Annotated in this window: 20 protein-coding genes; 12 read left to right on the top strand and 8 right to left on the bottom strand. The window is 65.8% G+C overall.

The features are described from left to right. Positions 1-23: 23 nt before the first annotated feature. Positions 24-1,427, bottom strand: coding sequence for a UDP-N-acetylmuramate--L-alanine ligase (locus LQ953_RS08405; RefSeq protein WP_231030283.1), 1,404 nt, complete (start codon positions 1,425-1,427; stop codon positions 24-26). A 37-nt stretch (positions 1,428-1,464) separates the two neighbouring features. Between LQ953_RS08405 and LQ953_RS08400 the strand changes: the two genes are divergently transcribed. The 6 genes from LQ953_RS08400 (at position 1,465) to LQ953_RS08375 (ending at position 8,377) form a co-directional block, all read left to right on the top strand. Beyond that, complete coding sequence (locus tag LQ953_RS08400) at positions 1,465-2,283, top strand: LD-carboxypeptidase (protein WP_231030282.1); 819 nt, start codon at positions 1,465-1,467, stop codon at positions 2,281-2,283. Between the two features lie 64 nt (positions 2,284-2,347). Further along, positions 2,348-4,426, top strand: coding sequence for a putative bifunctional diguanylate cyclase/phosphodiesterase (locus tag LQ953_RS08395; RefSeq protein ID WP_231030281.1), 2,079 nt, complete (start codon positions 2,348-2,350; stop codon positions 4,424-4,426). Between the two features lie 109 nt (positions 4,427-4,535). Further along, complete coding sequence (thrS, locus tag LQ953_RS08390) at positions 4,536-6,527, top strand: threonine--tRNA ligase (protein WP_231030508.1); 1,992 nt, start codon at positions 4,536-4,538, stop codon at positions 6,525-6,527. Continuing rightward, complete coding sequence (locus LQ953_RS08385; protein WP_231030280.1) at positions 6,527-6,850, top strand: YnfA family protein; 324 nt, start codon at positions 6,527-6,529, stop codon at positions 6,848-6,850. Before thrS ends, LQ953_RS08385 begins: the two co-directional genes overlap by 1 nt. Positions 6,851-6,974: 124 nt before the next feature. Beyond that, positions 6,975-7,511, top strand: a complete 537-nt coding sequence (gene infC / locus LQ953_RS08380) for a translation initiation factor IF-3 (RefSeq protein ID WP_231030279.1) — start codon at positions 6,975-6,977, stop codon at positions 7,509-7,511. Beyond that, a complete protein-coding gene (locus LQ953_RS08375) occupies positions 7,508-8,377 on the top strand; it encodes a glycoside hydrolase family 16 protein (RefSeq protein ID WP_231030278.1) in 870 nt (289 codons plus the stop codon). Before infC ends, LQ953_RS08375 begins: the two co-directional genes overlap by 4 nt. Before the next feature lie 38 nt (positions 8,378-8,415). Here the strand turns inward: LQ953_RS08375 and LQ953_RS08370 are convergent, their stop codons facing one another. The 3 genes from LQ953_RS08370 to LQ953_RS08360 form a co-directional block, all read right to left on the bottom strand. Further along, positions 8,416-8,940 carry a DUF1697 domain-containing protein gene (locus tag LQ953_RS08370; RefSeq protein ID WP_231030277.1) on the bottom strand — a complete coding sequence of 175 codons (525 nt, stop codon included), beginning with the start codon at positions 8,938-8,940 and terminating at the stop codon, positions 8,416-8,418. Positions 8,941-9,212: 272 nt separating this feature from the next. Next, a complete protein-coding gene (locus LQ953_RS08365; RefSeq protein ID WP_231030276.1) occupies positions 9,213-9,596 on the bottom strand; it encodes a VOC family protein in 384 nt (127 codons plus the stop codon). Positions 9,597-9,610: 14 nt separating this feature from the next. Continuing rightward, entirely contained in the window at positions 9,611-12,358 is a 2,748-nt protein-coding gene (locus tag LQ953_RS08360; RefSeq protein ID WP_231030275.1) for a [protein-PII] uridylyltransferase, read from the bottom strand. Positions 12,359-12,545: 187 nt separating this feature from the next. Between LQ953_RS08360 and LQ953_RS08355 the strand changes: the two genes are divergently transcribed. Beyond that, the gene (locus LQ953_RS08355) at positions 12,546-13,511 is read left to right on the top strand and encodes an asparaginase (protein WP_231030274.1); all 966 of its coding nucleotides are present in this window, start codon (positions 12,546-12,548) and stop codon (positions 13,509-13,511) included. A 108-nt stretch (positions 13,512-13,619) separates the two neighbouring features. After that, on the top strand, positions 13,620-15,014 hold the full coding sequence (locus tag LQ953_RS08350; RefSeq protein ID WP_231030273.1) for a M20/M25/M40 family metallo-hydrolase: 1,395 nt from the start codon (positions 13,620-13,622) through the stop codon (positions 15,012-15,014). A 227-nt stretch (positions 15,015-15,241) separates the two neighbouring features. Here LQ953_RS08350 and LQ953_RS08345 read toward each other — a convergent pair whose 3' ends face one another. Continuing rightward, positions 15,242-15,997 carry a competence/damage-inducible protein A gene (locus LQ953_RS08345; protein WP_231030272.1) on the bottom strand — a complete coding sequence of 252 codons (756 nt, stop codon included), beginning with the start codon at positions 15,995-15,997 and terminating at the stop codon, positions 15,242-15,244. 53 nt (positions 15,998-16,050) lie between these two features. Here LQ953_RS08345 and map point away from each other — a divergent pair, with 53 nt between their 5' ends. After that, positions 16,051-16,878, top strand: a complete 828-nt coding sequence (map, locus tag LQ953_RS08340) for a type I methionyl aminopeptidase (protein ID WP_231030271.1) — start codon at positions 16,051-16,053, stop codon at positions 16,876-16,878. Positions 16,879-17,018: 140 nt separating this feature from the next. Here the strand turns inward: map and LQ953_RS08335 are convergent, their stop codons facing one another. Continuing rightward, positions 17,019-17,270, bottom strand: coding sequence for a hypothetical protein (locus LQ953_RS08335; RefSeq protein ID WP_231030270.1), 252 nt, complete (start codon positions 17,268-17,270; stop codon positions 17,019-17,021). Positions 17,271-17,477: 207 nt separating this feature from the next. Here LQ953_RS08335 and LQ953_RS08330 point away from each other — a divergent pair, with 207 nt between their 5' ends. Further along, the gene (locus tag LQ953_RS08330) at positions 17,478-17,816 is read left to right on the top strand and encodes a P-II family nitrogen regulator (RefSeq protein ID WP_184088388.1); all 339 of its coding nucleotides are present in this window, start codon (positions 17,478-17,480) and stop codon (positions 17,814-17,816) included. 92 nt (positions 17,817-17,908) lie between these two features. After that, complete coding sequence (gene glnA / locus LQ953_RS08325) at positions 17,909-19,321, top strand: type I glutamate--ammonia ligase (RefSeq protein ID WP_231030269.1); 1,413 nt, start codon at positions 17,909-17,911, stop codon at positions 19,319-19,321. Between the two features lie 90 nt (positions 19,322-19,411). Here the strand turns inward: glnA and LQ953_RS08320 are convergent, their stop codons facing one another. Next, a complete protein-coding gene (locus tag LQ953_RS08320; RefSeq protein WP_231030268.1) occupies positions 19,412-22,627 on the bottom strand; it encodes a PAS domain-containing protein in 3,216 nt (1,071 codons plus the stop codon). A 195-nt stretch (positions 22,628-22,822) separates the two neighbouring features. Here LQ953_RS08320 and LQ953_RS08315 point away from each other — a divergent pair, with 195 nt between their 5' ends. Then, complete coding sequence (locus tag LQ953_RS08315) at positions 22,823-23,941, top strand: NADH:flavin oxidoreductase (protein ID WP_231030267.1); 1,119 nt, start codon at positions 22,823-22,825, stop codon at positions 23,939-23,941. Between the two features lie 4 nt (positions 23,942-23,945). On the opposite strand, the gene LQ953_RS08310 is transcribed toward LQ953_RS08315, so the two are convergent. After that, the gene (locus LQ953_RS08310) at positions 23,946-24,917 is read right to left on the bottom strand and encodes a quinone oxidoreductase family protein (protein ID WP_231030266.1); all 972 of its coding nucleotides are present in this window, start codon (positions 24,915-24,917) and stop codon (positions 23,946-23,948) included. Between the last annotated feature and the right edge of the window lie 7 nt (positions 24,918-24,924).

Here is a 24,924-nt window from a genome sequence, read left to right as displayed (position 1 = left end):
GTGCTTTACACGATTTTCGGCAGCTACTCCGCCCCGCGCAGCTGCGCCACCATGTCCGCCGCGAGCTGGCTGAGCGTATCGTCGCGCGCGCCCATCACCACGATGCGGTCGCCCGGCCGCGCCTGCGCCACCAGATGCGCCGCCGCCGCCTCCCGCGCGGGCACGTGCATCGCCTGCCGCCCGGTGGCAGCCACATCCGCGACGATGTCGGCGCTGGTTACTTCGCGCGACACCGTGCCGCCCTGATAGACCGGGTCGGGCAGCACCAGCAGGTCGTCCGCCCCCAGCTTGTCCGCGAACATCGCCACCAGTTCGCTGCGCATCACCTTCAATGGCCCATAGCCATGCGGCTGGAACAGCAGCAGCAAGCGTCCCGGAAAGGCGTGCAGCGTATCCAGCGTCGCGGCGATCTTGTCGGGATTGTGCCCGAAATCGTCGATCACCGCGACGCCGCCGCCCTCGCCCACCAGCTCGAAGCGGCGCTTCAAACCCGCGAACCCCTCGATAGCCCGCGCCGCCTCAACCAGCGAAACCCCCGCCGCCAGCGCCGCGCCGATCGCCGCCAGCGCATTGGCGACATTGTGCCGCCCGGGCACCTGCAACGTCACGCGCAGCACCGCCCCGCCGCGTTCGGCCAGGTCGAAGGCAATCCCGAACGGCGTCGGCGCCAAATTGCGCGCCACCAGGTCCGCCTCGCCCTCGATCGCAAAGCTCGTCACCCGCCCGGCCGGCAGCGTCATCGCCAGCGCCGCGCCCTCGGCATTGTCCAGGTTGACCACCGCCGTGCCCGCCTTGGCGATGAAGCCGCCGAACAGTTCGATCAGCTTGTCCATCGGCATATGGTCGAGGCTGACATTGTTGAGCACTGCGATGCGCGGCGAATACAGCGCGATCGAGCCGTCGCTTTCGTCCACTTCGCTGACGAACACGTCGCCCTGCCCCACCAGTGCGCTGGCGAACGGCGCGTCGGGGCTGGCGAAGTTCTTCATCACCGCGCCGTTCATCACCGTGGGATCGCGCCCGCATGCGTGCAGGATCCAGCCGATCATCCCGGTCACCGTCGACTTGCCGCTGGTCCCCGCCACCCCGATCGACAAGGGCGCGGCGTTGAACAGCGCCGACAACAACTGCGGCCGCGTCATCCGCTGCGCGCCCAGACGCTGCGCCGCCACCATGTCGGGCACGCTCGCCTCGATCGCGGCCGAGGCCACCACCACCTGCTCGGCCGAGCTGATGCCGCTGCCATCCTGCGGGAACAGCGCCACGCCCTTGGCGCGCAGATCGTCGAACTTGGCCGGCAGCCGCCCGGAATCCAGGCTGCGGTCCGATCCCGCGACGCTCGCGCCCTGGCCGGCCAGGATCATCGCCAGCGGCATCATGCCCGAACCGCCGATGCCGACGAAGAAGTAAGGTTTGCCGTGCTGCATGGCTCCGCGCTATCGGCTCGGGCAGAAAGGGGCAAGCATGCGCATCGGAGTGGTGGCACCGGCACGATCGATCCGGCACGAGGGATCGGCCCGCATGGCCGCGCTGATGGCGCTCACCTACCCCGCGCATGAAATCGTCTTCCACCCGCAATGTTATCTGGAGGAGGGCCATTTCGCCGGCTCCGACGACGTGCGGGCCGACGCTTTCCTCGAATTCGCCAATGACGCGAGCTTCGACGCGATCTGGTTCGCGCGCGGCGGCTATGGCTCGAACCGCATCCTCACCCGCGTCATGCCCCGGCTCGGGCCCGCGGCCAACCACAAGACGTACATGGGCTTTTCCGACATGGGCTTCCTGCTGGGCGCCCTCTACGCCCGGCGCATCGGCAAGGTGTGCCACGGCCCGATGGCGAGCAGCCTGGGGATGAACGACCCGGGCGAATCCACCGGCTGGGCGCTGGGCTGGATGATCGAGCGCGATCGCCGCGCGCTCGAACCCAGCCTTGCCGACGGCCGGCCGGCGGTTGCCTTCAATCTCGCCATCCTCTGCGCGATGATCGGCACGCCCTGGCTGCCCGATCTAACCGATCATGTGCTGATGATCGAGGAAGTCGGCGAGCCGCTCTACCGCATCGATCGCATGCTGTCGCAAATGGCACACGCCACCCAGTTGAAGGGCATTGCCGGGGTCCGCCTGGGCGTGGTCAGCGACGTCATTCCCAACACGCCCGAATTCGCCGAAAGCCCCGAACAGATGATCGTGCGCTGGTGCGCGGAAATGCGCGTCCCCTACCTCGGCCGCGCGGAAATCGGCCATGTGGAGCGGAATCGCGTCGTACCGTTCGGCGTCGCCTGATCGCGGATGTGACACTAACATTGCAGTAACGGTTTGGGTCGTAAACCGCGCACGGGAGGTGCCGGTGCGACTGTCGATTGCCAATCGTGTCTCGCTTGCGTGCGCGGCGCTGGTTGGCGTTTCCTTTCTGTTGCTTTTGGCGGGGCTGAATGTCGGACACGGCATTCACGTCGCGAATACGCGCGTCGAGGCACTGAGCCAGGCGCTGCTGCGCGACGATGGCCGCGAGCTTCTCCAGCAGGACCTGCGCATTGACCTGGTTGCCCTCGCCCGCCGCCGCGAACAGGGCGTGGTGGTACCCCACGCCAAATGGGCGGACCTGTCCCGCCGGCTCGACACCTTCGCAACGCTCACCGCGCGCGATCACGCACCCCACGTCACCGCGCGGGAGTCCGTGGCAACGCGCCAGGCGGCACAAGCCTGGGTGCGCGCGTCGCGGCAGCTGGCTGCCGTGGCGCAAAGCGATCCGCCGCGCATTCAGCAGGCGGTGCCGAACTATGTCGCGGCGCTAAGGCGGCTCGAAACCACGCAGTTCGCCGAACGCGAAGCGCTTGCCCGCGCGATCGGCGTGGCGGTGCATGCGAATTCGGAACAAAGCAATCGCAACATCCTGCGCATGCTGGTTGGCGGGCTACTGATCGTTCTGATCGTGACGGCAATGGCCACCTGGCTGCGCACCCAGCTTTTGTCGCCGATCGCCGCCATCGCCACCCGCCTGCGCAACTTCGACGCGGACGCGCCAAGCGCCCATTTGCCGGGTCTGACGCGCGACGATGAACTAGGCGATCTGTCGCGCGGCCTTGCCGAATATCATGGTGCGGTGGTGGAACGCCGCGTTGCCGAACGCCGGGCCGATTATCTCGCCCGCCATGATGTCCTGACCGGCCTCGCAAACCGGCTGCAGTTCGAGGACCGGCTGGCCAGGGAACTCGCGCATAGCCGCGCCACCGGCGTCACGCTTGGCCTGCTCGCCATCGACATGGACGATTTCAAGGCGATCAACGACCGCCACGGGCATGCCGGTGGCGATCGGGCGCTGCGCCGCGCCGCCGAAATCCTACAAGCCTGTGCCGGGCCGGATGATCTGGTCGCCCGGCTGGGCGGCGACGAATTTGCCATTCTCCAGATCGGTGCCGTGCAGCCTGCCGCCGCCGAGGCGCTGGCAAAGCAAGTGCTGGAGTGCGCCGCCGCCACGGCGCGCGAGCCGATCGAAATCCGGATGAGCATCGGCATGGCCATTGCCGCCGGCGATCTTGGCCGCGAGGAACTGCACAACGCCGCCGATCTCGCTTTGTATGGGGCAAAGGCCGATGGCCGCAACCGCGCGCGCCTGTTCGACGCCACCCTGCGCGAGCGCGAAAGGCTGCGCGCCCGCCTTGCTCGCGACCTTCAGCACGCCGTCGCGCAGCATCAGCTGCACCTGGTGTTCCAGCCGATTGCCGATGCCGCCACGCTGGCGATCATCGGCTATGAGGCGTTCGCACGCTGGAACCATCCAGAGCTTGGCGACGTGGCGCCCGACCTGTTCATCCCCGTGGCCGAACGCTCTGGACTGATCGAAGAGATCGGGCTCTGGCTCGCCGACCAGGCCTTTGCCGCCGCGGCAGGGTGGGACGAATCGTTGTCGCTCTCGCTCAACCTGTCGCCGATCCAGTTCCGTACCCCGGGCTTTGCACAGTCAGTGCTCAGCCGCGCGCGGCGACACGGTGTCGCCACCAGCCGCCTGGAATTCGAAGTTACCGAGAACGCCATGGCCGTCGGGGTCCAGCGTGGCGAAGTGCTGCAAGCATTCCGGATCTTGCAGGCCGAGGGCGCGCGGATCGTCATGGACGATTTCGGCACCGGCCATTCGACGCTCAGCAACCTGAAGGACTTCAACTTCGACAAGCTGAAGATCGACCGCAGCTTCATCGCCGAACTGCACGATCACGAATCCTCCGCGATGATCGTCAAGACCACCATCGCGCTGGGCAAGAGCCTGGGCCTGAAGGTCGTGGCCGAAGGCGTGGAAACGCCAGTTCAGTTGGCCGAACTCAAGCTGTGGGGCTGCGACCAGATCCAGGGCTATCTTATCGGCCGCCCCGAACCAAAGCCGCGCCGCGCCACGGCCGCACCCGCCGCCGGGCTCTACATCGCCCGCTGATCGGCAACTCCGCGCTACGCAATACTGACGTGCTTGCCTATATCGCACCCGCGCGGGCATAAGCCCGTGCTCTACAGCCTTTCATAGAAGCGAGTTTCCCGTGTCCGAGATGTTCCGCATTACGCTGCCCGACGGTTCCGTCCGTGAGGTAGCCCCGGGGACTACCCCGGCGGACATCGCCGCGGCGATCGGTCCGGGCCTGGCCAAGGCGGCGATCGCCGCACGCGTTGATGGCGAGTTGCGCGACATCATGCGCCCGCTCGAAGGCGATGCGCAGCTGGCGCTGGTCACGTCCAAGGACGAGAAGGACGCGCTCGAACTCGCCCGTCACGATTACGCGCACATCCTGGCCGAGGCGGTACAGCACCTGTTCCCGGGCACCCAGATCACCTTCGGGCCTTCCACCGACGACGGCTTCTATTACGACTTCGCGCCCAAGGATCGCCCCTTCACCGAAGAGGACCTGCCCGCGATCGAGGAGGAGATGCGCCGCATCATCGCCCGCGACGAGCCGCTGATCCGCGAAGTGTGGAGCCGCGCCGACCTGATCGCGCGCTGGGAAAAGGAAGGCGAGACCTTCAAGGCGCAATGGGCCGCCGAGCTTCCCGAGGGCGAGGAGCTGACCGTGTATCGCGCGGGCAAGGGCGAGGACGCCTGGCTCGACATGTGCCGCGGCCCGCACCTGGCCTCCACCGGCAAGGTCGCGCCCGACGCCTTCAAGCTGACCCGCGTGTCGGGCGCCTATTGGCGCGGCGACCAGAAGAACGCGATGCTCTCGCGCATCTACGGCACCGGCTGGCTCAACAAGAAGCAACTGGCCGAGCATCTGACGCGCCTGGAGGAAGCCGCCAAGCGCGACCACCGCAAGCTGGGCCAGGAAATGGACCTTTTCCATCTCCAGCAGGAAGCGCATGGCAGCGTGTTCTGGCACCCGCATGGCTTCACCATCTGGCGCGCGCTGGAGGCCTATATGCGCCGGGCGATCGACGCGGCGGGCTATCAGGAAGTGAAGACCCCGCAGGTGATGGACGCCCGCCAATGGGAACAGTCCGGCCACTGGGGCAAGTATCGCGAAAACATGTTCGTCATCCCCGACGAAGTACCCAATGTCGAGGATGAGGGCCCGATCGTCTCGGACGACGCGCAGTGGATGGCCTTGAAGCCGATGAACTGCCCGGCGCACGTGCTGATCTTCCGCCAGGGCATCAAGTCGTACCGCGACCTGCCGTTGCGCCTCTACGAGAATGGCTGCTGCCACCGCAACGAACCCCACGGCGCGCTGCACGGCCTCATGCGCGTGCGTCAGTTCACGCAGGACGACGCGCACATCTTCTGCCGCGAGGACCAGATCGTCGATGAGGTGCAGGCCTTCTGTAAGCTCGCCGACCGCATTTATCGTGATTTCGGCTTCACATACTCGATCAAGCTCGCATTGCGGCCGGAAAAGCGCTTCGGAAGCGATGAAATGTGGGACAAGGCCGAGGCCGAACTGCGCGACGCGGTCGTCCGCGCAGGGCTGGCTACCGAGGAATATGGCTGGGAAGAACTCCCCGGCGAAGGCGCCTTCTACGCGCCCAAGCTCGAATGGCACCTCACCGACGCAATCGGCCGTACCTGGCAGGTCGGCACGATCCAGTCCGACCGTGTATTGCCCGAACGCCTTGATGCATCGTACGTCGGCGAGGATGGCGAGCGCCACCGTCCGGTCATGCTCCATCGCGCGATTTTCGGTTCTTATGAACGGTTTATCGGCATTTTGATTGAGCATTTCGCCGGCAAGCTGCCCGCCTGGCTGGCCCCCACCCAGGCCGTCGTAGCCACCATCGTGTCCGACGCCGACGACTATGCTTTCCGCGTCTACCAGATGCTCTCCAACGCCGGCATCCGCGTCCAGACCGACCTGCGCAACGAAAAGATCAACTACAAGGTACGCGAACACTCCGTCGCAAAGGTCCCCAACCTCCTGGTCGTCGGCAAGCGCGAAGCCGAGGAAGGCACCGTCGCCCTTAGAGTCCTCGGCAGCCAGGGTCAGCAAATGCTCACCCTCGAGGAAGCTGTCGCCAAGCTGAAGACCGAAGCGACTCCGCCCGACCTTCACTGATGCCAAACACGCTCGCGATCTACGCCGCCGCCGCGTGCGCGGAGATCGCAGGCTGCTTCGCCTTGTGGTCGGTGCTGCGGCTCGGCAAGTCGCACTGGTGGCTACTCCCCGGCGGCATATCGCTTGCCCTGTTCGCCTGGTTGCTCACGCTCAGCAGCGCCGACGCCGCAGGCCGCGCCTATGCCGCCTATGGCGGCATCTACATCCTAGCCTCACTCGGCTGGATGGTATTGGTGGAGCGAGTCCAGCCCACCCGCTGGGATGCCCTCGGCGCCGCGCTGGCAGTGGTGGGCTGCATCGTCATCTTGGCCGGACGGCGGTAATCAAGTCACACAAGCCGGATTTCGCAAAGGCGGGAACCTCTGGCGCTTCCAAATCTTCCCGCTGAAGCCTATATTGAACGCTGCAAGCTTAAACGATCCAGGAGCAAGTCTTATACGTCCTCCCATGACGCGGCGCCCGAACGCGCCACCGATGCCGATGAATGGGCCTCGGTTCAACGAATTCATTCAGTCCCCGAAGGTGCGGGTGATTGATCAGGACGGCGAGAATCTCGGCGTGATGTACACGCGCGAGGCGATGGAGCAGGCGCGCGAGGTCGGTCTCGACCTGGTCGAAGTGTCGCCCAACGCCGATCCGCCCGTCGCCAAGTTCCTCGACGTCGGCAAGTTCAAGTACGAGGCCCAGAAAAAGGCCAACGTAGCCCGCAAGTCGCAGAAGACGCAGGAGATCAAGGAGATCAAAATGCGTCCCAACATCGACGATCATGATTATGATACGAAGATGAAGGCGATCCACAAGTTCATCGGCGAAGGCGACAAGGTGAAGGTCACCCTGCGCTTCCGCGGCCGCGAGCTGTCGCACGGCCAGCTGGGCATGGTGCTGCTGAAGCGCGTCCAGGAGGATACGGCCGAGATCGCGAAGATCGAAAGCTACCCGCGCATGGAAGGCCGTCAGATGCTGATGGTCATCTCGCCCAAGTGACGATCTGGCGAGGGCTGCTGCTGGCGGCCCTCGCCGCGCTTTGCCCCTCCGGCGCGGGGGCACAGACGGTGCACAGTCCGCCGATCACCGCAGGCACCGACGAACCGCTTGTCCGGCCAGCAGCGTACCGCCAGGTCTGGTCCGACGAGTTCGACCGGCCCGGACTGCCGGATCCCGCCAAGTGGCGCTATGACACCGCCTACAACAAGCAGGGCTGGTTCAACGAAGAACTCCAATATTATGCCGATGCCCGACGCGAGAACACGCGCGTCGAGGGTGGCAAGCTGATCATCGAGGCCCGGCGCGAGCGGCTTTCCGACAGGCCGGATTTCGGTGGCCAGGACTATGCCTCGGGCAAGCTTGTCACGCGCGGCATTGCCGATTGGAAATACGGCTTCATCGAAGTGCGCGCCAAGCTCCCCTGCGGCCGCGGCCTGTGGCCGGCGATCTGGATGCTCGCCTCGGACGGGAACGCCGGCTGGCCTGCCATGGGCGAGATCGATATCATGGAGCATGTCGGCTGGGATCAAGGACGCGTCCACGGCACGATCCATACCAAGGCGTACAATCACAGCATCGGCACGCAAAAAGGCTCCAACACGACCGTGCCTGACGCGTGCACGGCATTCCACGACTACCAGCTCGACTGGACGCCCGAACGCATTCTGATCGGCATCGACGGCCACGCGCATATGCGCTTCGACAATGACGGCAAGGGTGATCCGAAGACCTGGCCGTTCGCCTCGCCGCAGTACCTGATCCTCAACGTCGCGGTCGGCGGCTGGGGCGGCCAGAAGGGCATCGACCCCGCCGCGCTCCCTGCGCGCATGGAAGTCGACTATGTGCGAGTATGGCAGAAGCCTTAATCTGGCGTTCTCTCGGTCGGCGGCAGCTGACGACCTTCCTAGCGCAGCATATCGTGAATAGTGCGCACCGTGCGCAGGTTCCGTGTGGTCCAGGTCCCCGCACCAGGCCCAAGGCCCATCTTCGATCGACCCGATCCATCGCCGAAGTAGAGCCATAGGGCGTCGCCCCGCAGTTCGACGCGTTCGTTGTCGCCTGCGCGCTCGCGCAGCGAAGCCGCATGGCCCTCCATCGCCGGCTGCTTGCCGATACACAGCATGACGAGGTTCGGCTCGCGCGCTCCTTCGGCGACGAACGGGTTGCTGTTCAGATACCCCGTCCATTGCGCCGCGGATCGGGCGACCACGTCGACGGCAAATCCGAAGCGCTGTTCGATGACCTGCTCAAGCGTGCTCTCGATGACATCGCATGTATGTTCGCTCGCCAGCACGACATTGCCGCTCGCCACATAAGTCCGAACGTCACCGAACCCGACCTCCTCGGTCAGCACGCGGAGTTCCGACATGGGCACACGCCGATGCCCTCCGACATTGATGCCCCGCAGCAGAGCGATGTGCTTGGTCATGCGCCCCTCCCCAACTCGTCCGTCTGTCCAGCTTTGACAGACGCTATAGCTTCACCCGTTCCCTTGCTGCCCGCTCAATCGCATCCGCCGTCGCCACCACAATCGCCAACGCTTCCACTGTCGGCGTGCATCCAAGCCGAAGAGCCTTCGCTGCCGCCCCCGCCGCCCTTCGCCGCCCTTCGCCGCGGCGAATCGCGAATGGAGATGGCCGAGCCCCGCTGCCGCCAACGCGACCACGCTGATGAGGAGCAGCGCGATCAACAAAGGCGTCATCATGCGAGCGGCGGTTCCCACAATTCGATCGGATTGCCCTCGGGATCATGGATGCGCGCGAAGCGCCCCGTCTCAGGCGAGTCCCATTCCGCCTTGGTGATGATCTCGATCCCCGACGCGTTCAGTTGCTCCAGCAGCCCGTCCAAATCGAGCACGCGGAAGTTGAGCATGCACTGCTTGTCCGCGGCAAAATAGTCGCTGTCCGCCTTGAACGGCGCGAACACCACTGGCCCGGGTTCAGGGTGCCAGAACCAATCGCTAGACTGGCCCTGCGCGTCCCTGCCGCAGCCAGCGCCTACGCCCAGCATATCGCGGTACCATGCGCTCAGCCCTTCAGGGTCCTGCGCACGGAAAAAGAAACCGCCCCATCCGAGTACCGGCATGCCGTCCTCCTTGCTCAGGCGGCCTGGGCGATCTCCTGGCCGGCCGCGGCTTCCAGCAGGCGCCGCTCGATCGTTTTGAGCCGGCCCGCGCTCTCGATCTTATCACCGATAAGGTCGGTCAGGTAGAAGGTATCCACCGCGCGTTCGCCATAGGTCGCGACATGCGCCGAGTGGATCGTCACCTTCGACTGGAACAGGGCATGGGCGAGGTGGAACAGCAATGCCGGGCGGTCGCGCGCATTGACTTCGATCACGGTGAAGCGATTGGACGCGCGATTGTCGATCAGGACATTGGGCTCGATCGGGAATGCGTCGGCGCGCAGCCGGGGCAGCGGACGCGCCTTCAATCGCTCCTGCAGCTTGGCGCGGTTCGCCAGCGCATCGGTGATGCCCTGCTTGATCCTTTCGAGCCGCGTCGCTTCGTCAAAGGGCTGGCCGAGTGGGTCCTGGATCAGGAAATTATCGAGTGCCATGCCATCGCGCGTCGTGTGGATCCGGGCGTCGATGATGTTGCCCCCCGCGAGGTGGATCGCTCCTGCAATGCGGTAGAACAAGCCAGGATGATCGGCGGCATAGACAGTGACCAGCGTGGCGCCGCGCTCAGGGTAAACCTGGGCTTCGATCGACAGCGGGGCGGTGCCGGCGGCATCGACCTGACGCGCATTGCGTTCCAGCACGTCGATCGGCTCCGCGATCCAATAAGCCTCCGTCTGGCGGCTGGCGAACGCCGCAAACCGCGGCGCGTCCCATCCGAGCAGTTCGGCCAGCGCCTGTTGCTTGACGAGTATGCGCTCGCTGCGCCCCTTCTGCTTATGGCCGAGCTGAAGCACTTCCTCGGCCGCTTCGAACAGGTTGGCGAGCAACTGGCGCTTCCAGCTGTTCCACACACTGGGTCCCACCGCGCGGATATCGACCACCGTCAACGCCAGCAGCAGCCGGAGCCGCTCGGGACTCTGCACGCGCTCGGCGAAGTCGAGGATGGTCTTGAAATCGCTGAGGTCGCGCTTGAAGGCGGTGTCGGACATCAACAGGTGCCAGCGCACCAGCCACGCAACCGTCTCCGTCTCCGCAGGCGTAAGGCCGAGGCGCGGGCACAGCCGCTCGGCCACCGCAGCCCCCAGGATCGAGTGATCGCCATGGCGCCCCTTGGCGATGTCGTGCAGCAGGACCGCGACGTACAGCACACGCCGCGACACGATGCGGGGGAGCAGCGCCGTCGCAAGCGGATGGTCATCGGCGAGAAGCCCGCGCTCGATCCGGTTCAACAGGCCGATCGCGCGGATGGTGTGCTCGTCCACCGTGTAATGGTGGTACATATCGAACTGCATCTGCGCCACCACGCGCCCGAAATCGGGCACGAAGCGACCGAATACGCCTGCTTCGTTCATCCAGCGCAACACGGTTTCCGGATCGCGCGGGCTGGTCAGGACGTCGAGGAACAGCCGGTTGGCACGCGGATCGCCACGCACTTCATCGACCAGCTTGGCGTCGCGCGCCGCCGCCCGCATCGCTAGCGGATGGACCTCCACTTCGTGCAGGTCGGCCAGTTGGAAGAGTTCGATCAGCCGCACGGGATCGTCGCGGAAGAAGCCGTCATCGGGCAAGGCCAGGCGGCCACGGTCGAGCACGAAGCCGTGCAGCTTGCGCGGGCGCCGACGCATGGTGGGCAGGCCGAAGCGGCTGCCGCGCGCGGCAAATTTCTCGTCCAGATGCGCTAGGAACACGCCGGTCAGGTCGCCGACCATCTTCGCCTGAAGGAAGTAGAACTGCATGAACCGCTCAACCGCGGCCTTGCCCGGCCGGTCGGCAAAGCGCATCCGCTCGGCAATTTCGCGCTGCACGTCGAACGTAAGCCGGTCCTCAGCACGCCGTGTTAGTTCATGCAGGTGACAGCGCACCGCCCAAAGGAAGTTTTCGGCGCGGCGAAACTGGCGGAACTCAAGCTTGGTCAGCAGCCCCTTCTCGACCAGCTCAGCGGGCTCGCCGACATTATAGGCGTACTTGCCGATCCAGAAGAGCGTGTGGAGATCGCGAAGGCCGCCCTTCCCTTCCTTCACGTTCGGCTCGACGACATAGCGGCTGTCGCCCATGCGGCGGTGGCGTGCGTTCCGCTCGTCGAGCTTCTGGGCGACAAAGGCGCGGGCAGTATCGTGCTGCACCTCCGCCTTGAAGCGCCGCGCCGCCTCATCATACAGCCCGGTGTCTCCCCAGACATAGCGCGCCTCTAGCAGCGCGGTGCGGACTGTCACATCGCCCCTGGCCTGGCGCACCATCTCGTCCAGCGAGCGCGACGAATGCCCAACCTTGAGCTGCAAATCCCAGAGCGAATAAAGCATCGATTCGATCACCTGCTCGCTCCAGCCGGTGACCTTCCAGGGGGTGAGAAAGCCGAGGTCGATGTCCGAATGCGGCGCCATCTCGCCGCGGCCGTAGCCGCCCACTGCGATCAGCGTCATCCGCTGCGCCGCGGTCGGATTGGGGTTCGGGTGCAGCCGCTCGACCGTGAAGTCCCACAACAGGCGTAAGAGCTGGTCGATCAGAAACGCCCCCGCCGCCGCGGCCTCCAGCCCGCGCGAAGGATGCTCCTGAAGCCGCCGCGCGATCTCCGCACGCCCTGCAACCAGCGCGATCTTCAGCTCGGCGGTGGCGGCTCGGCGCATCGCCGCCGCGTCGCCAGACCCGATGGCAGCAAGCCGCTCGGCGACTGCTCGCCGGTCGATAAGGGCGCGGCGATTGGGGACGGAGTCAAAGCGGCCGGACATGCGCGCTGAGATAAAGATGCGCAGTGCCGCACGCCAGCTTTCCTTCGGGGCATTCTGAGCATCCGGCGGAGTACTGGCCGGCGGCGCTGATTGCGCGTTTGGCGTAGCGGCTTGGCAAGGGCCGGTTCTTGCCGCCAAGGAGGTTCTTGGCAGATGCCGCTACAGAGCGGCCAGGAGAAAAGCTGAAATGTCCGGGCTGGTTCTAATCGATGCGGGCGGCACGATTGCGTCGCTGCCCGACGCTCAGGGCGTGCTGATCGGGCGGCAGGGGACCGCGGGGCTGCGCGATGTCCTTGCGCGCGAGTTGCGAGACGGCGTGGTCGAGCGCCAGGCCTATGCCGGGCTGAGTGAAGACATGGGGTTCGGCGACGCAATGCACGTGGCCAGCATGGTGGCCGAAGCGGCTGCCGATGGAGCGGCTGGCGTCGTGGTGGCGCACGGTACCGACACGATGGAGGACGTCGCCTTCCTAGTCGAACTCTTCCACGGCGGCTCGATGCCGGTGGTGTTCACGGGCGCCCAGCGCGCGGCGTCGCTGCCCGGCTGCGACGGCCCTGCGAACCTGCATGACGCGGTGGCGGTGGCGCGCCACTCGGCCGCGCGCGGCGTCGGAACAGTGATCGTGTTCGGCGGACGCATCCTGCCGGCGCGCAGTGCGCGCAAGCTCGATAGCAGCGGCCCCGAAGCATTCGGGCCCCATGGCACCGCAATCGGTCGGGTGGACGGCCATGGCGTTCGCCTAACGGCCATGCCGAAGCGGGCGCCCGTGTTCGCGCTGGCCGACCCCGATCCGCGAGTGGAGATCGCAGCGCTTGGGCTTGGCAGCAGCCCGGCGTTGATCGATGCACTGGTGGCCGGCGGCGTTGGCGGGCTGGTGATCGAAGGTTTCGGCCGTGGCAATGTGCCGACGCAGCTTGTGCCGGCGGTGGAGCGGGCCAAGGCTGCGGGCGTGCTGGTGGGCATCGCGACGCACTGTCTGGAAGGCGGAACCGCACCGGCCTATGAGTCGGGCGCCAGGCTGGCGGCGCTGGGTGCAGTGGGGGCCGAGGACCTCAGCGCCCGCAAGCTCAGGCTGTTGTTCGCGGTGGCGCTGAGCGGCGGGCGCTCGGCCAGCGAAGCCGAGGCGCGTGCGCGGGAGTGGCTGGCGCGTTGAGCTTCATTGCCGCTGTCCCAAATCGCGTGCTCGTGCACGTTGGGAACGTGTGCGATTGACCTGGCCTGCGCGGCGACTAGCGTTGCGGCTTTATCGAGAGGCGAGAAGATGCGGGTTGCGGGGTTGGCGTTCATTGGTTTGGTGGCAGCGGCGAGTACGGCACAGGCGCAAGCCAACCCGCAGGCCGAGGCTCAGGCGCTGGAGCTTTTGAAGCGCGGCATCGCGTTTCGCACAGTGGCGGGGTCCGGCAACCAGACCTTCGACTATGCGACCTATCTGAAGGGCGCGCTGGTCGCCGGGGGTTTTGCGGCGGAGGACGTGCGCGTCGAGAAGCTGGGCGATACGGCGTATCTGGTCGCGCGGTATCGCGGCACGGGCAAGGCAAGGAACGGGGCGAAGCCGATCCTGGTATCGGGTCACATGGATGTGGTGGAGGCCAAGCCGGCCGACTGGGAGCGGGATCCGTTCACGCCGGTCGTTGAGAACGGGTATATCTTTGGACGGGGAGCTACCGACAACAAGTTCGATTTGTCCACGTTCTTGTCGACGCTGATTCAGCTCAAGCGCGAAGGGTTCAAGCCGGGGCGGGACATTGTCGTGCTGCTGTCGGGGGATGAGGAGACGGCGATGAAAACCACCGCCGCTCTTGCAAATCAATATCATGACGCCGAGCTGTTGTTGAACATCGATGGCGGTGGCGGCGAGCTGGACGAGGGCGGCAGGCCGGTGATCTTCGGCGTGCAAGGCGCCGAGAAGACCTATGGCGATTACGAGTTGAGCGTCACCAATCCGGGCGGACATTCCAGTGCGCCGCGCAAGGCGAACGCCATTTATCAGCTTGCCCGCGCGCTGGAGCGGTTGGGCGCGCACGAGTTTCCGGGGCAGGTCAACGACGTAACCAAGGCAAGCTGGCTCGCCTCCGCAGCGCAGGCCAAGGACCCGAAGATCGCCGATGCGATGCGGCGCTTTGCCGCCAATCCAAACGATCTGGAAGCACGCGCGGTGCTGCGCGCCGACCCCGGGCTGATCGGGCAGACGGGCACGACGTGCGTGGCCACCATGGTGAATGCCGGGCACGCGCCCAACGCCCTGCCCCAGCGCGCAGCCGCCACGGTCAATTGCCGTATCTTCCCCGGCACGTCGGTGGAGCAAATCCAAGCAACGCTTGCGCAGGTGGTTGGCGACCCGGAAGTGAGCGTGCGCTATGTCGACAGCGGCACGGTAGCGAGCGATGCTTCGCCGGTGCGTGCCGACCTGATGCAGCTGGTCACGCGCGCAGTGCATGCCCGGTTCAAGGATGTGCCGGTGGTGCCGACGATGTCGGCAGGCGCGAGCGATAGCATGTGGTTCCGGGCCAAGGGCGTGCCGAGCTATGGCATCAGCCCGATCTTCATGAAGTCGTCCGACAGCTTCGCGCATGGGCTGAACGAGCGCACGCCGCTGAGCGAGATTGCTCCGTCTATTGTGTATTACAGGACGGTGGTGATGGGGTTGGCAAAGTAGGCAGCGGTGATCCTCTCTCGGAGGAGAAGAACCGGTGGGCTGGTGGAGGGTGTCGCCTTCGGGTGAAGTGACTTGGGGCGACTACCCCTCCACCACTTGCTTTCGCGAGCGGCCCCCTCCCCCTCCGGGGGAGGATCTTTGAGGGCCGAACCTGCTGCTTTGGAGCGCTTGCAGCTGGGCCCCGGCCTTCGCCGGGGAACTGCTTGTGGTTTGCCGGCGGGTGTAGGCTAGATGCCGCCGTTGACCGGCGCTCTGCCCTGTTCGTCCAGCGCGGCGGTAAGGGCGTTGGCGCAGGTATCTAGCAGCGCCTGGTCAGTGGCGCGGACGACGAAGTTGGCGCCGACGCGGCCTTCGCGGAAGAAGGGGTAGCTGCCGATCGACACGCCGGCATGGGCACGTTCGGTGTCCCGCAGCAGATCGGCGACTTCGCTTTCGGCCACCCACGCGCCGACCGTACGCGAGAGGACCGGCAGGCCGCCTTCGAGCGTGCCGGTCAGCGCGTCGAGCATGCCCGCGGCGATGTGCGGCACGCCGGCCAGGATGAAGATGTTGCCGTGGCGGATGCCGGGCGCCCCCGACATCGCGTTCGGGATAAGCTCGGCGCCCTGCGGCACGCGGGCCATGCGCAGCCGTGCTTCGGTCAAGCCGCCACGGGTCGCGTAATAGGCATCCAGCGTCGCCTGTGCTTCGGGATGCACAACGACGGGAACGCCGAGCGCCGCCGCGATCGCGTCGACGGTGATGTCGTCATGGGTGGGGCCGATGCCGCCAGTGGTGAAGAGATAATCGTTGCGCGCGCGCAGGGTGTTCACGGCTTCGACAATCGCGCTTTCCACGTCGGGGACGATGCGCACTTCGGCAAGACGGATGCCCTGCACGTTGAGCCAGCTGGCCAGCTGCGCCACGTTCTTGTCCACGGTGCGGCCCGACAGGATTTCATCCCCGATCACCACCAATGCGGCCGTCCAGATGCGCTCGATCATGCCGTAAACCTACGATCTCGCAAAGGCGGGCGCAAACGCCTATATGGCCGCGCATGACCGAATATGTGACCGTCACCGCCGATACGCCGCACGCCCGTACCAACGCCATCAAGCTGCATGGTCCCGAGGGATTTGCCGGCATGCGCAAGGCGGGAAAGCTGGCCGCCGAGATCCTGGACGCACTGGTGCCGCATGTGGTGCCCGGCGTGTCGACCCAGGCGCTGGACGACATTATCCGGCAAATGACGCTGGATGCGGGCGCTGTGCCGGCGACGCTTGGCTATCGCGGCTACACCCATTCGAGCTGTATCTCGATCAACCACGTCGTGTGCCACGGCATCCCGTCGGAAGACCGCAAGCTGAAGGATGGCGACATCCTGAACGTCGATGTGACGCCGCTGCTCGACGGCTGGCATGGCGATTCCAGCCGCATGTATCTGGCCGGCGATGTGCCGATCAAGGCGCGCCGGCTGGTGGACGTGACCTATGAGTGCCTGATGCTGGGGCTGGAACAGGCCAAGCCCGGCAATCATCTGGGCGATATCAGCCACGCGATCCAGCGCCATGCGGAGAAGCACCGCTATGGCGTGGTGCGCGATTTCTGCGGTCATGGCGTGGGTCAGGTGTTCCACGACGTGCCAGAGGTGGTCCATGTCGGCCGTCCAGGCACCGGGCCTGAGCTGAAGCCGGGGATGATCTTCACGGTCGAGCCGATGATCAACATCGGGCGCGCCGATGTGAAGGTGCTCGACGATGGCTGGACGGCGGTGACCCGCGACCGTTCACTGTCGGCACAGTTCGAGCATTCGATCGGCATTACCGAGGATGGGTGCGAGATCTTTACGCAGAGCCCTGCAGGGTTGGATCGTCCGCCGTATTGAGGATCGGCCTGCCGGCGTGGTGGTTTAGGCTGGCCGGGTAGCTTCCTGTAGTGGCGGCGATTTCCTGCCGTCTTTAGTGGCATTGCAGCTGGGCCCCGGCCTTCGCCGGGGAACGGGTGGGAGTGGCGAGCTTCTGCGCGTCAGATGGCGCGTGGGGTCAGCCAGCGGTGCAGGAGCTGGGCGGTGTCGTCTGCGCTGAATTCGCCGACGGGGCTGGTGATCCTGAACTCGCTGCGCATGGCAGCGTCCATCGCCATCAGGCCATGGGCCATGATGATCAGCGGCCCCTTTGCGACCACTGCCGCCTCTCTGTCGGATGATTCCGGAGCGGTGCAGCGGCGAAGCACTGCGGGGGCCGTCATCGGCAGGAAGGTATTTGCGGCCGGGCTCATCACAACCTTCACAAACGTGAATACCCCAGCGTTGTTCCGAGCCAAAGCTGCCTCTTCAACAGGCAGCCAGCCTCCGCCTGCCGGTTTGACGGGCACTTGTTTCACGTCCTGCGGCATGCGACCCGAGGGGAATGGCCGACTCCGGCTCTGGCACGGTTGTTGCGACACGCGCGCCGGGGGTAGTGCCTCGGATCCTGGGGGTTTGACGTGAAGAAGATCGAAGCCATCATCAAGCCGTTCAAGCTGGATGAAGTTAAGGAGGCGCTGCACGAGGTTGGCGTGAGCGGCATCACCGTGACCGAAGCCAAGGGTTTCGGCCGGCAGAAAGGCCACACCGAACTCTATCGCGGCGCCGAATATGTGGTCGACTTCCTGCCCAAGGTGAAACTCGAAGTGGTCGTCGAAGACTCGCTGGCCGAGCGCGTGGTCGAAGCGGTGGCGAACGCCGCCCAGACTGGGCGCATCGGCGATGGCAAGATCTTCGTCATCCCCGTCGAGACGGCACTGCGTATCCGCACCGGCGAGCGCAACGAAAACGCGATTTGACGCGCGCTCCCGCAGGGGCGATTGCCGCACCTGCACAAGCAACAATATTGCCCGATTCGATGGGCGCACGAAAGAGAGCGAAAGGGCTTACCATGGCGAATTCGGCCAGCGACATCCTCAAGATGATCAAGGAGCAGGAGATCGAATGGATCGACCTGCGCTTCACCGACCCCAAGGGCAAGTGGCAGCACCTGACCATGGTCGCGGGTCTGATCGGCGAGGATGAACTCACCGACGGCCTGATGTTCGACGGATCGTCGATCGAAGGCTGGAAGGCGATCAACGAGTCCGACATGGTGCTCAAGCCCGATCTGGACGCAGTGTGGACCGATCCGTTCTCGGCCACGCCGATGCTGATCCTGGTGTGCGACATCGTCGAGCCTTCGACCGGCGAGCTGTACACCCGCGATCCGCGTTCGACCGCAAAGCGTTCCGAGGCCTATCTCCAGTCGCTGGGCATTGGCGACACCGTCTATGTCGGCCCGGAGGCCGAGTTCTTCATGTTCGACGATGTGCGCTTCGAGAACAGCTACTCGACCAGCTATTATGCGATCGACGACATCGAGCTGCCCGGCAATTCGGGCCGCGAATATGAAGCCGGCAATATGGGCCACCGCCCGCGCGCCAAGGGCGGCTATTTCCCCGTCGCGCCGGTCGACAGCGCCGTCGACATTCGCGGCGAGATGGTGTCGACCATGATCGAAATGGGCCTGCCGTGCGACAAGCACCACCACGAAGTTGCGGCCGCGCAGCACGAGCTGGGCCTGACCTATGGCACGCTGGTCCAGACCGCCGACCGCATGCAGATCTACAAGTATGTCGTGCACCAGGTGGCGCACGCATATGGCAAGACCGCGACCTTCATGCCCAAGCCGATCAAGGAAGATAACGGCAGCGGCATGCACACCCACTTTTCGATCTGGGACAAGGGCAACCCGCTGTTCGCCGGCAACGGCTATGCGGGCCTTTCGGACATGTGCCTGTATTTCATCGGCGGCGTGATCAAGCACGCCAAGGCGCTGAACGCGTTCACCAATCCGTCGACCAACAGCTACAAGCGGCTGGTTCCGGGTTATGAAGCGCCGGTGCTGCTGGCCTATTCGTCGCGCAACCGTTCGGCATCGTGCCGCATCCCGTATGGTGCGGGCAGCAAGGCCAAGCGCGTCGAGTTCCGCTTCCCCGACGCGCTCGCCAATCCGTATCTCTGCTATGCGGCGATCCTGATGGCCGGCCTGGACGGCATCCAGAACAAGATCCATCCGGGCGACCCGATGGACAAGAACCTGTACGACCTGCCGCCGGCCGAGCTGGAGCAGGTGCCGACGGTGTGCGGCTCGCTGCGTGAAGCGCTGGACAGCCTGGAAGCCGATATGGACTTCCTGCTGAAGGGCGATGTGTTCACCCGCGACCAGATCGAGGCCTATGTCGAGATCAAGCGCGCCGACGTCGCCCGTTGGGAGATGACGCCGAGCCCGGTCGAATACGACATGTACTACAGCGCGTAAGCGCTTCGGCTTCGTGCGATTGGAGGGGCGTCCCGGCTTTGGCTGGGGCGCCCTTTCTTCTGTCGAGGCCGCCTTGCCGAGTAAGTGGGCTCAGGCCGGGCCGGCTTTGCCCGGCGCCCGCTCGCTTACCGCGCGCAGCATGCGGGCGAGCTCCTCGATCGAATAGGGTTTGCGCAGCAGGTCGAAGCCGCGGGTGCCGCTTTCGGCCAGGATATGGCTGTAGCCGCTGGTCAGCACGATCGGCAGCCAAGCATAGGCGGCCCGAATGTCCTGCGCCAGTTCCATGCCGGAGCGGCCCGGCATCACGACGTCAGTGAAGACCGCGTCATAGGACTTCGCCGAGCGCGCCAGTTCCGCCATCGCGGCATCGGCCGAGGCGACCCAGTGGGAGCCATAGCCAAGCTCGGCGAGCGCGCTGGTGGCGAATTCGCCAACTTCCTTGTTGTCCTCGACCACCAGGATACAGGCGCCGGCCTCCAGCGCGCGGCCTATCGGCGCGGGTTCGGGGCTCGCGCCCTCGCCCGTCATGGCGCGGGGCAGATAGAGCGTGAAGGTCGCGCCCTTGCCCGGCTCGCTGTCCACCACGACTTCGCCGCCCGACTGCTTGGCAAAGCCGAACACCTGGCTGAGGCCGAGTCCGGTGCCCTGCCCAACGCTCTTAGTCGTGAAGAACGGCTCAAAGATGTGCTCGATCTTGTCGGGGGCGATACCGTTGCCGGTGTCCTGGAGCGAGATCGCCACGGCTTCCATCGTGCGGGACGGGTGGCGGCGCATCTCCGGCAGGGTATCCACCTGCTCGACGCGGATGGTCAGCGTGCCGCTGCCGTCCATCGCGTCGCGCGCGTTCACCGCCATGTTGACGATCGCGGTGTCGAACTGGCTGGGATCGGCGTTGACCCAGCAGGGCGCGCTCGGAAGGCCGTAGACGGTCTCAATCCGCGAGCCGGTGAGCGTGCGGATCATGTCCTTCAGCCGGTGGATGCTGGCGGCCGCGTCGAACACCTCGGGCTCGAGCGCCTGGCGGCGGGCGAAGGCGAGCAGCTGGCTGGTGAGGCGGGTGGCACGCTCCGCGGTGTCGGCGATCGCATCGACATAGCGCGCCCGCTTTTCCTCGGTCAGGTTGGAGCGGCGTAGCAGGTCCACCGATCCGCGGATTACGGTGAGCAGGTTGTTGAAGTCATGGGCCACGCCGCCGGTCAGCTGGCCCACCGCCTCGACCTTCTGCGCCTGGCGCAGGGCGTCCTCGGTCTGACGCAACGTTTCCTGCTGCGCGCGTTCGGCGGTCATGTCGCGGCCGGTGAGGAACACCAGCGTGCCGCTTGCCGCGGCGACCCAGGCGATGTGATGCACGGCCCCGTTGCGGTGCAGGTGGCGTACTTCGAAGGCAAAGCCGGGCGCCGCGTCTGCGTCGGCGAGCACGGTTTCGATCCGGGCGCGGTCTTCGGGGTGGACCAGGTCGATGAACGGGCAGCCTTCCACGTCCTCGCTTGCGAAGCCCAAGGTGCGATCCCAGGCTGCGTTCGCCTCGCGGATGACCCAGTCGGAGGAAATCGCCGCCTGAAGGTCGGGCGAGTAACGCCAGAGCCGGTCGAGTTCGGCGGCGCTTTCCTCCAGGCTCGCCTGCATGCGCCGTTCGGCCGCGACGCGGTCGGACTGGTCGAGCATGGCGCCGACCATGCGGATCGCCTGTCCCTGCTCGTCGCGGATCACATAGCCGCGATCGCGCACATCGGCATAGCTGCCATCGGCGCGCTCAAAGCGATATTCGCCGATCCAGTCGGTCCCCTCACCTTCGATAACCGCGTGAATCTCGCGGTCGATCCGGTCACGATCCTCGGCATGGATGTGCGCGATCCACCAAGCCCCGCTTTCGCTCGCCGCTTCGCGCTCGTGCCCATAGGCCGTGTACAGTGCCTCGTTCCACGCGATGGCATCGGAAACGAGGTCCCAGTCCCAGATTGCGTCGTTCGTCGCCCGCCCGGCGAGCCGAAGCCGCTCCTCGGTCTCCTGCACGCGGATCTGTGCCAGCCGCTCCTTGGTGACGTCCTGTGCGGTGCCGACGAGGCGCACCGGGCGTCCGTCTTCGAAATAGGCCTGTCCCCTGGCGGAGACGTAACGCAGCTTGCCATCCTCGATGCCGATGGTGCGATATTCGATTTCAAAGGTGCCGGGCCCCGCAGCGTCCAGCGACGCTGCGACGGCGGCATCGGCGCGCACGCGGTCGTCGGGATGGACGCCGCGCAGGAACGCTTCCTCATAGCTGACCGGCGCGCCGGGGCTGAGCCCGAAGAGTTCGCGGCAGCGGTCATCCCATTCGAGCACGCCTTCCATGATGCGATAATCGAACGTGCCCAGACGCGCCGAGCGGGTGGCGATGGCGGCGCGTTCGCGGCTGAGCTCCAGCGCGCTGCGCATCGCATGCTCAGGCGTGATGTCGCGCAGGGCCTTGACGAACCCGGGACCGGAAGCGCCGGCGAGCGGCGTCATCGCGCCATGCGCGTAGAACCGGCTGCCGTCCTTGCGGACATGCCAACGCTCGTCGGAAGCGCGGCCATCGCGCAGCGCGGTTTCGAACTCCTGAGCCGGCACGCCGTTCGCGACATCTTCAGGCGTGAACATCCGCTCAGCCGTTCGGCCGAGCATCTCGACCTCGCTCCAACCGAGGATCGTCTGCGCGCCCTGGTTCCAGCTGGTGACACGGCCATCGGCGTCGAAGGCGATGATCGCACTGTCGATCGCGGAGTCGACGATGGAATGGTAGCGGTCGCGCGACGCCTGTGCCTGCCGCGCCGTTTCCGATCGCGTCAGTGCGTCCTCGCGCTTGTCCACCGCGAGCCGCAGTTCGAGAAGCGCCACCACCTGCTGACCAAGTAGCCGCAGCGCATCCTGCTGCATCGGGTTCAACCCACCGGGGCGCGGCGCGGTGTCGATCGCGCACAGGCTTCCGACTGCCATCCCATCCTGCGTCACCAGGGGCATGCCGGCATAGAAGCGGATGTACGGATCGGCGGTCACCAGCGACATTGCCGCCGTTCGCGGATCCGCGCTCAGGTCCTCGATCTGGAACAGCCCTTCCTGCCGGATCGCCAGGGCACATACCGAGGTGTTGATGGAGGTTTGCTCAGCGTCGGTCCCCGCGCGTGCCTTGAACCATTGGCGGTGCTGGTCGACCAGGCTGATCAGCGCGATAGGCACCTGGCAGACGCCTTGCACCAGCGCCACGATCTGGTCGAAGTGCGGTTCGGGCGCCGTGTCCAGCACGTTGAATCGCCGCAGGGCGCTCAGGCGTTCGTCTTCGTTCGGCATATTTGCTGGCGAGGGCCCCACGAACACGTTCCAACGCGTTCAATCTGAACGATCTTAGAGCAGAGGCGACATGCGCTCAAGCAGCCATGCGCGCTCTTGCGAGCGCATCTCTCACGGACCCGGATGCTTGGCCGCCCATTGATCCCGGGTTCAGCAGGCATACCTAAGCCCCTTGGTTGCCACGGAGCTTTCTGAATGTCCTCTGCCGACGCCGGCGCGCTGTTTCGCCCTTTTCGTATCAAATCGCTCGAACTCAAGAACCGTATCGTCATGGCGCCGATGACCCGCGCGATGGCGCCGGGCGGCATTCCTGGCGAGGAACAGGCTGCCTATTACCGGCGCCGCGCAGAAGCCGAGGTCGGCCTGATCCTGTCCGAAGGCACGGTGATCGACCGTCCGGCATCGCGCAACATGGCGGGCATCCCGTTCTTCCACGGTGAGTCCGCGCTGGGCGGATGGAAGCAGGTGGTGGACGAAGTCCATGCCGCAGGCGGCAAGATGGGCCCGCAGATCTGGCACACCGGATCGACCAAGGGTTCGGATGGCTGGACGCCCGACGCGCCGGTCGAGAGCCCGTCCGGCCTGCTCGCGCCGGGCAAGCCGCGGGGCGAGGCGATGAGCGAGGAAGCGATCGCCGACACCGTCGCCGCCTTCGCCCGCGCCGCCGCCGACGCCAAGCGCCTGGGCTTCGACACGGTAGAGATCCATGGCGCGCACGGCTACCTGATCGACCAGTTCTTCTGGGCCGGTACCAATGAGCGCAGCGACCGCTATGGCGGCGCCACCATTCGCGAGCGCTCGCGCTTTGCGGGCGAGATCGTTTCTGCGATCCGCGAGGCGGTTGGCCCCGATTACCCGATCATCCTGCGCGTGAGCCAATGGAAGCAGCAGGATTATGCCGCCCGTCTGGCCGAGACGCCTGACCTGATGGCCGACTGGCTGCAGCCGCTTGTGGATGCGGGTGTGGACGTGCTGCACTGTTCGCAGCGGCGGTTCTGGGAGCCCGAGTTCCCTGAGCTGGACGGTGAGAAGGGTCTGAACTTCGCCGGCTGGGCAAAGAAGCTGACCGGGGCGGCGACGATCAGCGTCGGATCGGTCGGGCTGTCGGGCGAGTTCCTGGCGGCGTTTGGTGGCGAAGGGTCGACGACGGTCGGACTAGAGCGTCTCGTAGAGCGTATGGAGCGGGACGAATTCGACCTGATCGCGGTTGGCCGCGCGCTGATCAGCGATGCGAACTGGGTGACCAAGGTGAAGGCGAACGACCGCGAGAACCTGAAGGGGTTCGACGCGGCCGCGCTGGGTGAACTCGTCTAAGTCCTCATGGAATAAGCAAAGTCGAGCCCGTCGTGTCGCCCGCCTCTAGCGCGCGATGGGCTTGCGCTGCGTCTTCCAGAGCGAAGCGCCGGCCGATTTCGGGCCGTAGCTTGCCCGAGGCGAGCAGATCGAACAGGCGGGCGGCGCCCGCGGCGCGCTCCTGGGGCGTGACGTAATAGTCGAAGAGCTTGGGGCGGGTGACGAACAGCGAGCCATGATCGTTGAGGGTGGCGAGCTTGACCCCCTCTACCGGGCCGCTGGCGTTGCCATAGCTGACCACCAGCCCGCGGCGGGCGCACGATTTGAGCGAGGCTTCCCAGGTTGCGGCGCCGACGCCGTCGAACACCACGGGCACGCCTTCACCGCCGGTGATCTCGCGGACGCGGGCGGCGATGTCGTCCTCGCCCGAAAGAAGGATATGATCGGCGCCCGCGGCTTGCGCCACCGCCACCTTTTCAGCGCGGCCAACAGTGCCGATCACGGTAACACCAATTGCCTTGAGCCATTGGATCAGAAGCTGCCCCACCCCGCCCGCTGCCGCGTGAACCAGGACAGTGGCACCGGGCTGTACCCTGGCTACGCGCTCCACCATGAACTCAGCGGTGCAGCCCTTGAGCAGCGTGGCGGCGGCGGTGCTTTCTTCCACGCCATCGGGCAGCTTGAACAGGCTGGCGGCGGGGACGTTGCGGGCAGTGGCATAGGCGCCGATCGGGCCGAAGAGCGCCACGCGGTCGCCTGCGGCGAACCGGTCGACCCCCTCGCCTACTGCCTCGACAACGCCCGCGGCCTCGACGCCCAGGCCGCTGGGCAGCGCGACCTTGTAAAGGCCGGAGCGGTGATAGGTGTCGATGAAGTTGAGGCCGATTGCGGTGTTGCGCATCCGGACCTCACCGGGGCCAGGATCGGGCAAGTCGACATCGGCCCAACCAATGACTTCCGGGCCGCCGGTCCGTTCGATCCGAGCCATTCGTGCCATGCCGCGT

The sequence above is a fragment of the Sphingomonas sp. IC-56 genome, from assembly GCF_021043375.1.
Classification (GTDB): domain Bacteria; phylum Pseudomonadota; class Alphaproteobacteria; order Sphingomonadales; family Sphingomonadaceae; genus Sphingomonas.
Note: the sequence above shows the minus strand (reverse complement) of the source record. Positions and strands in the feature narration are given on the sequence as shown.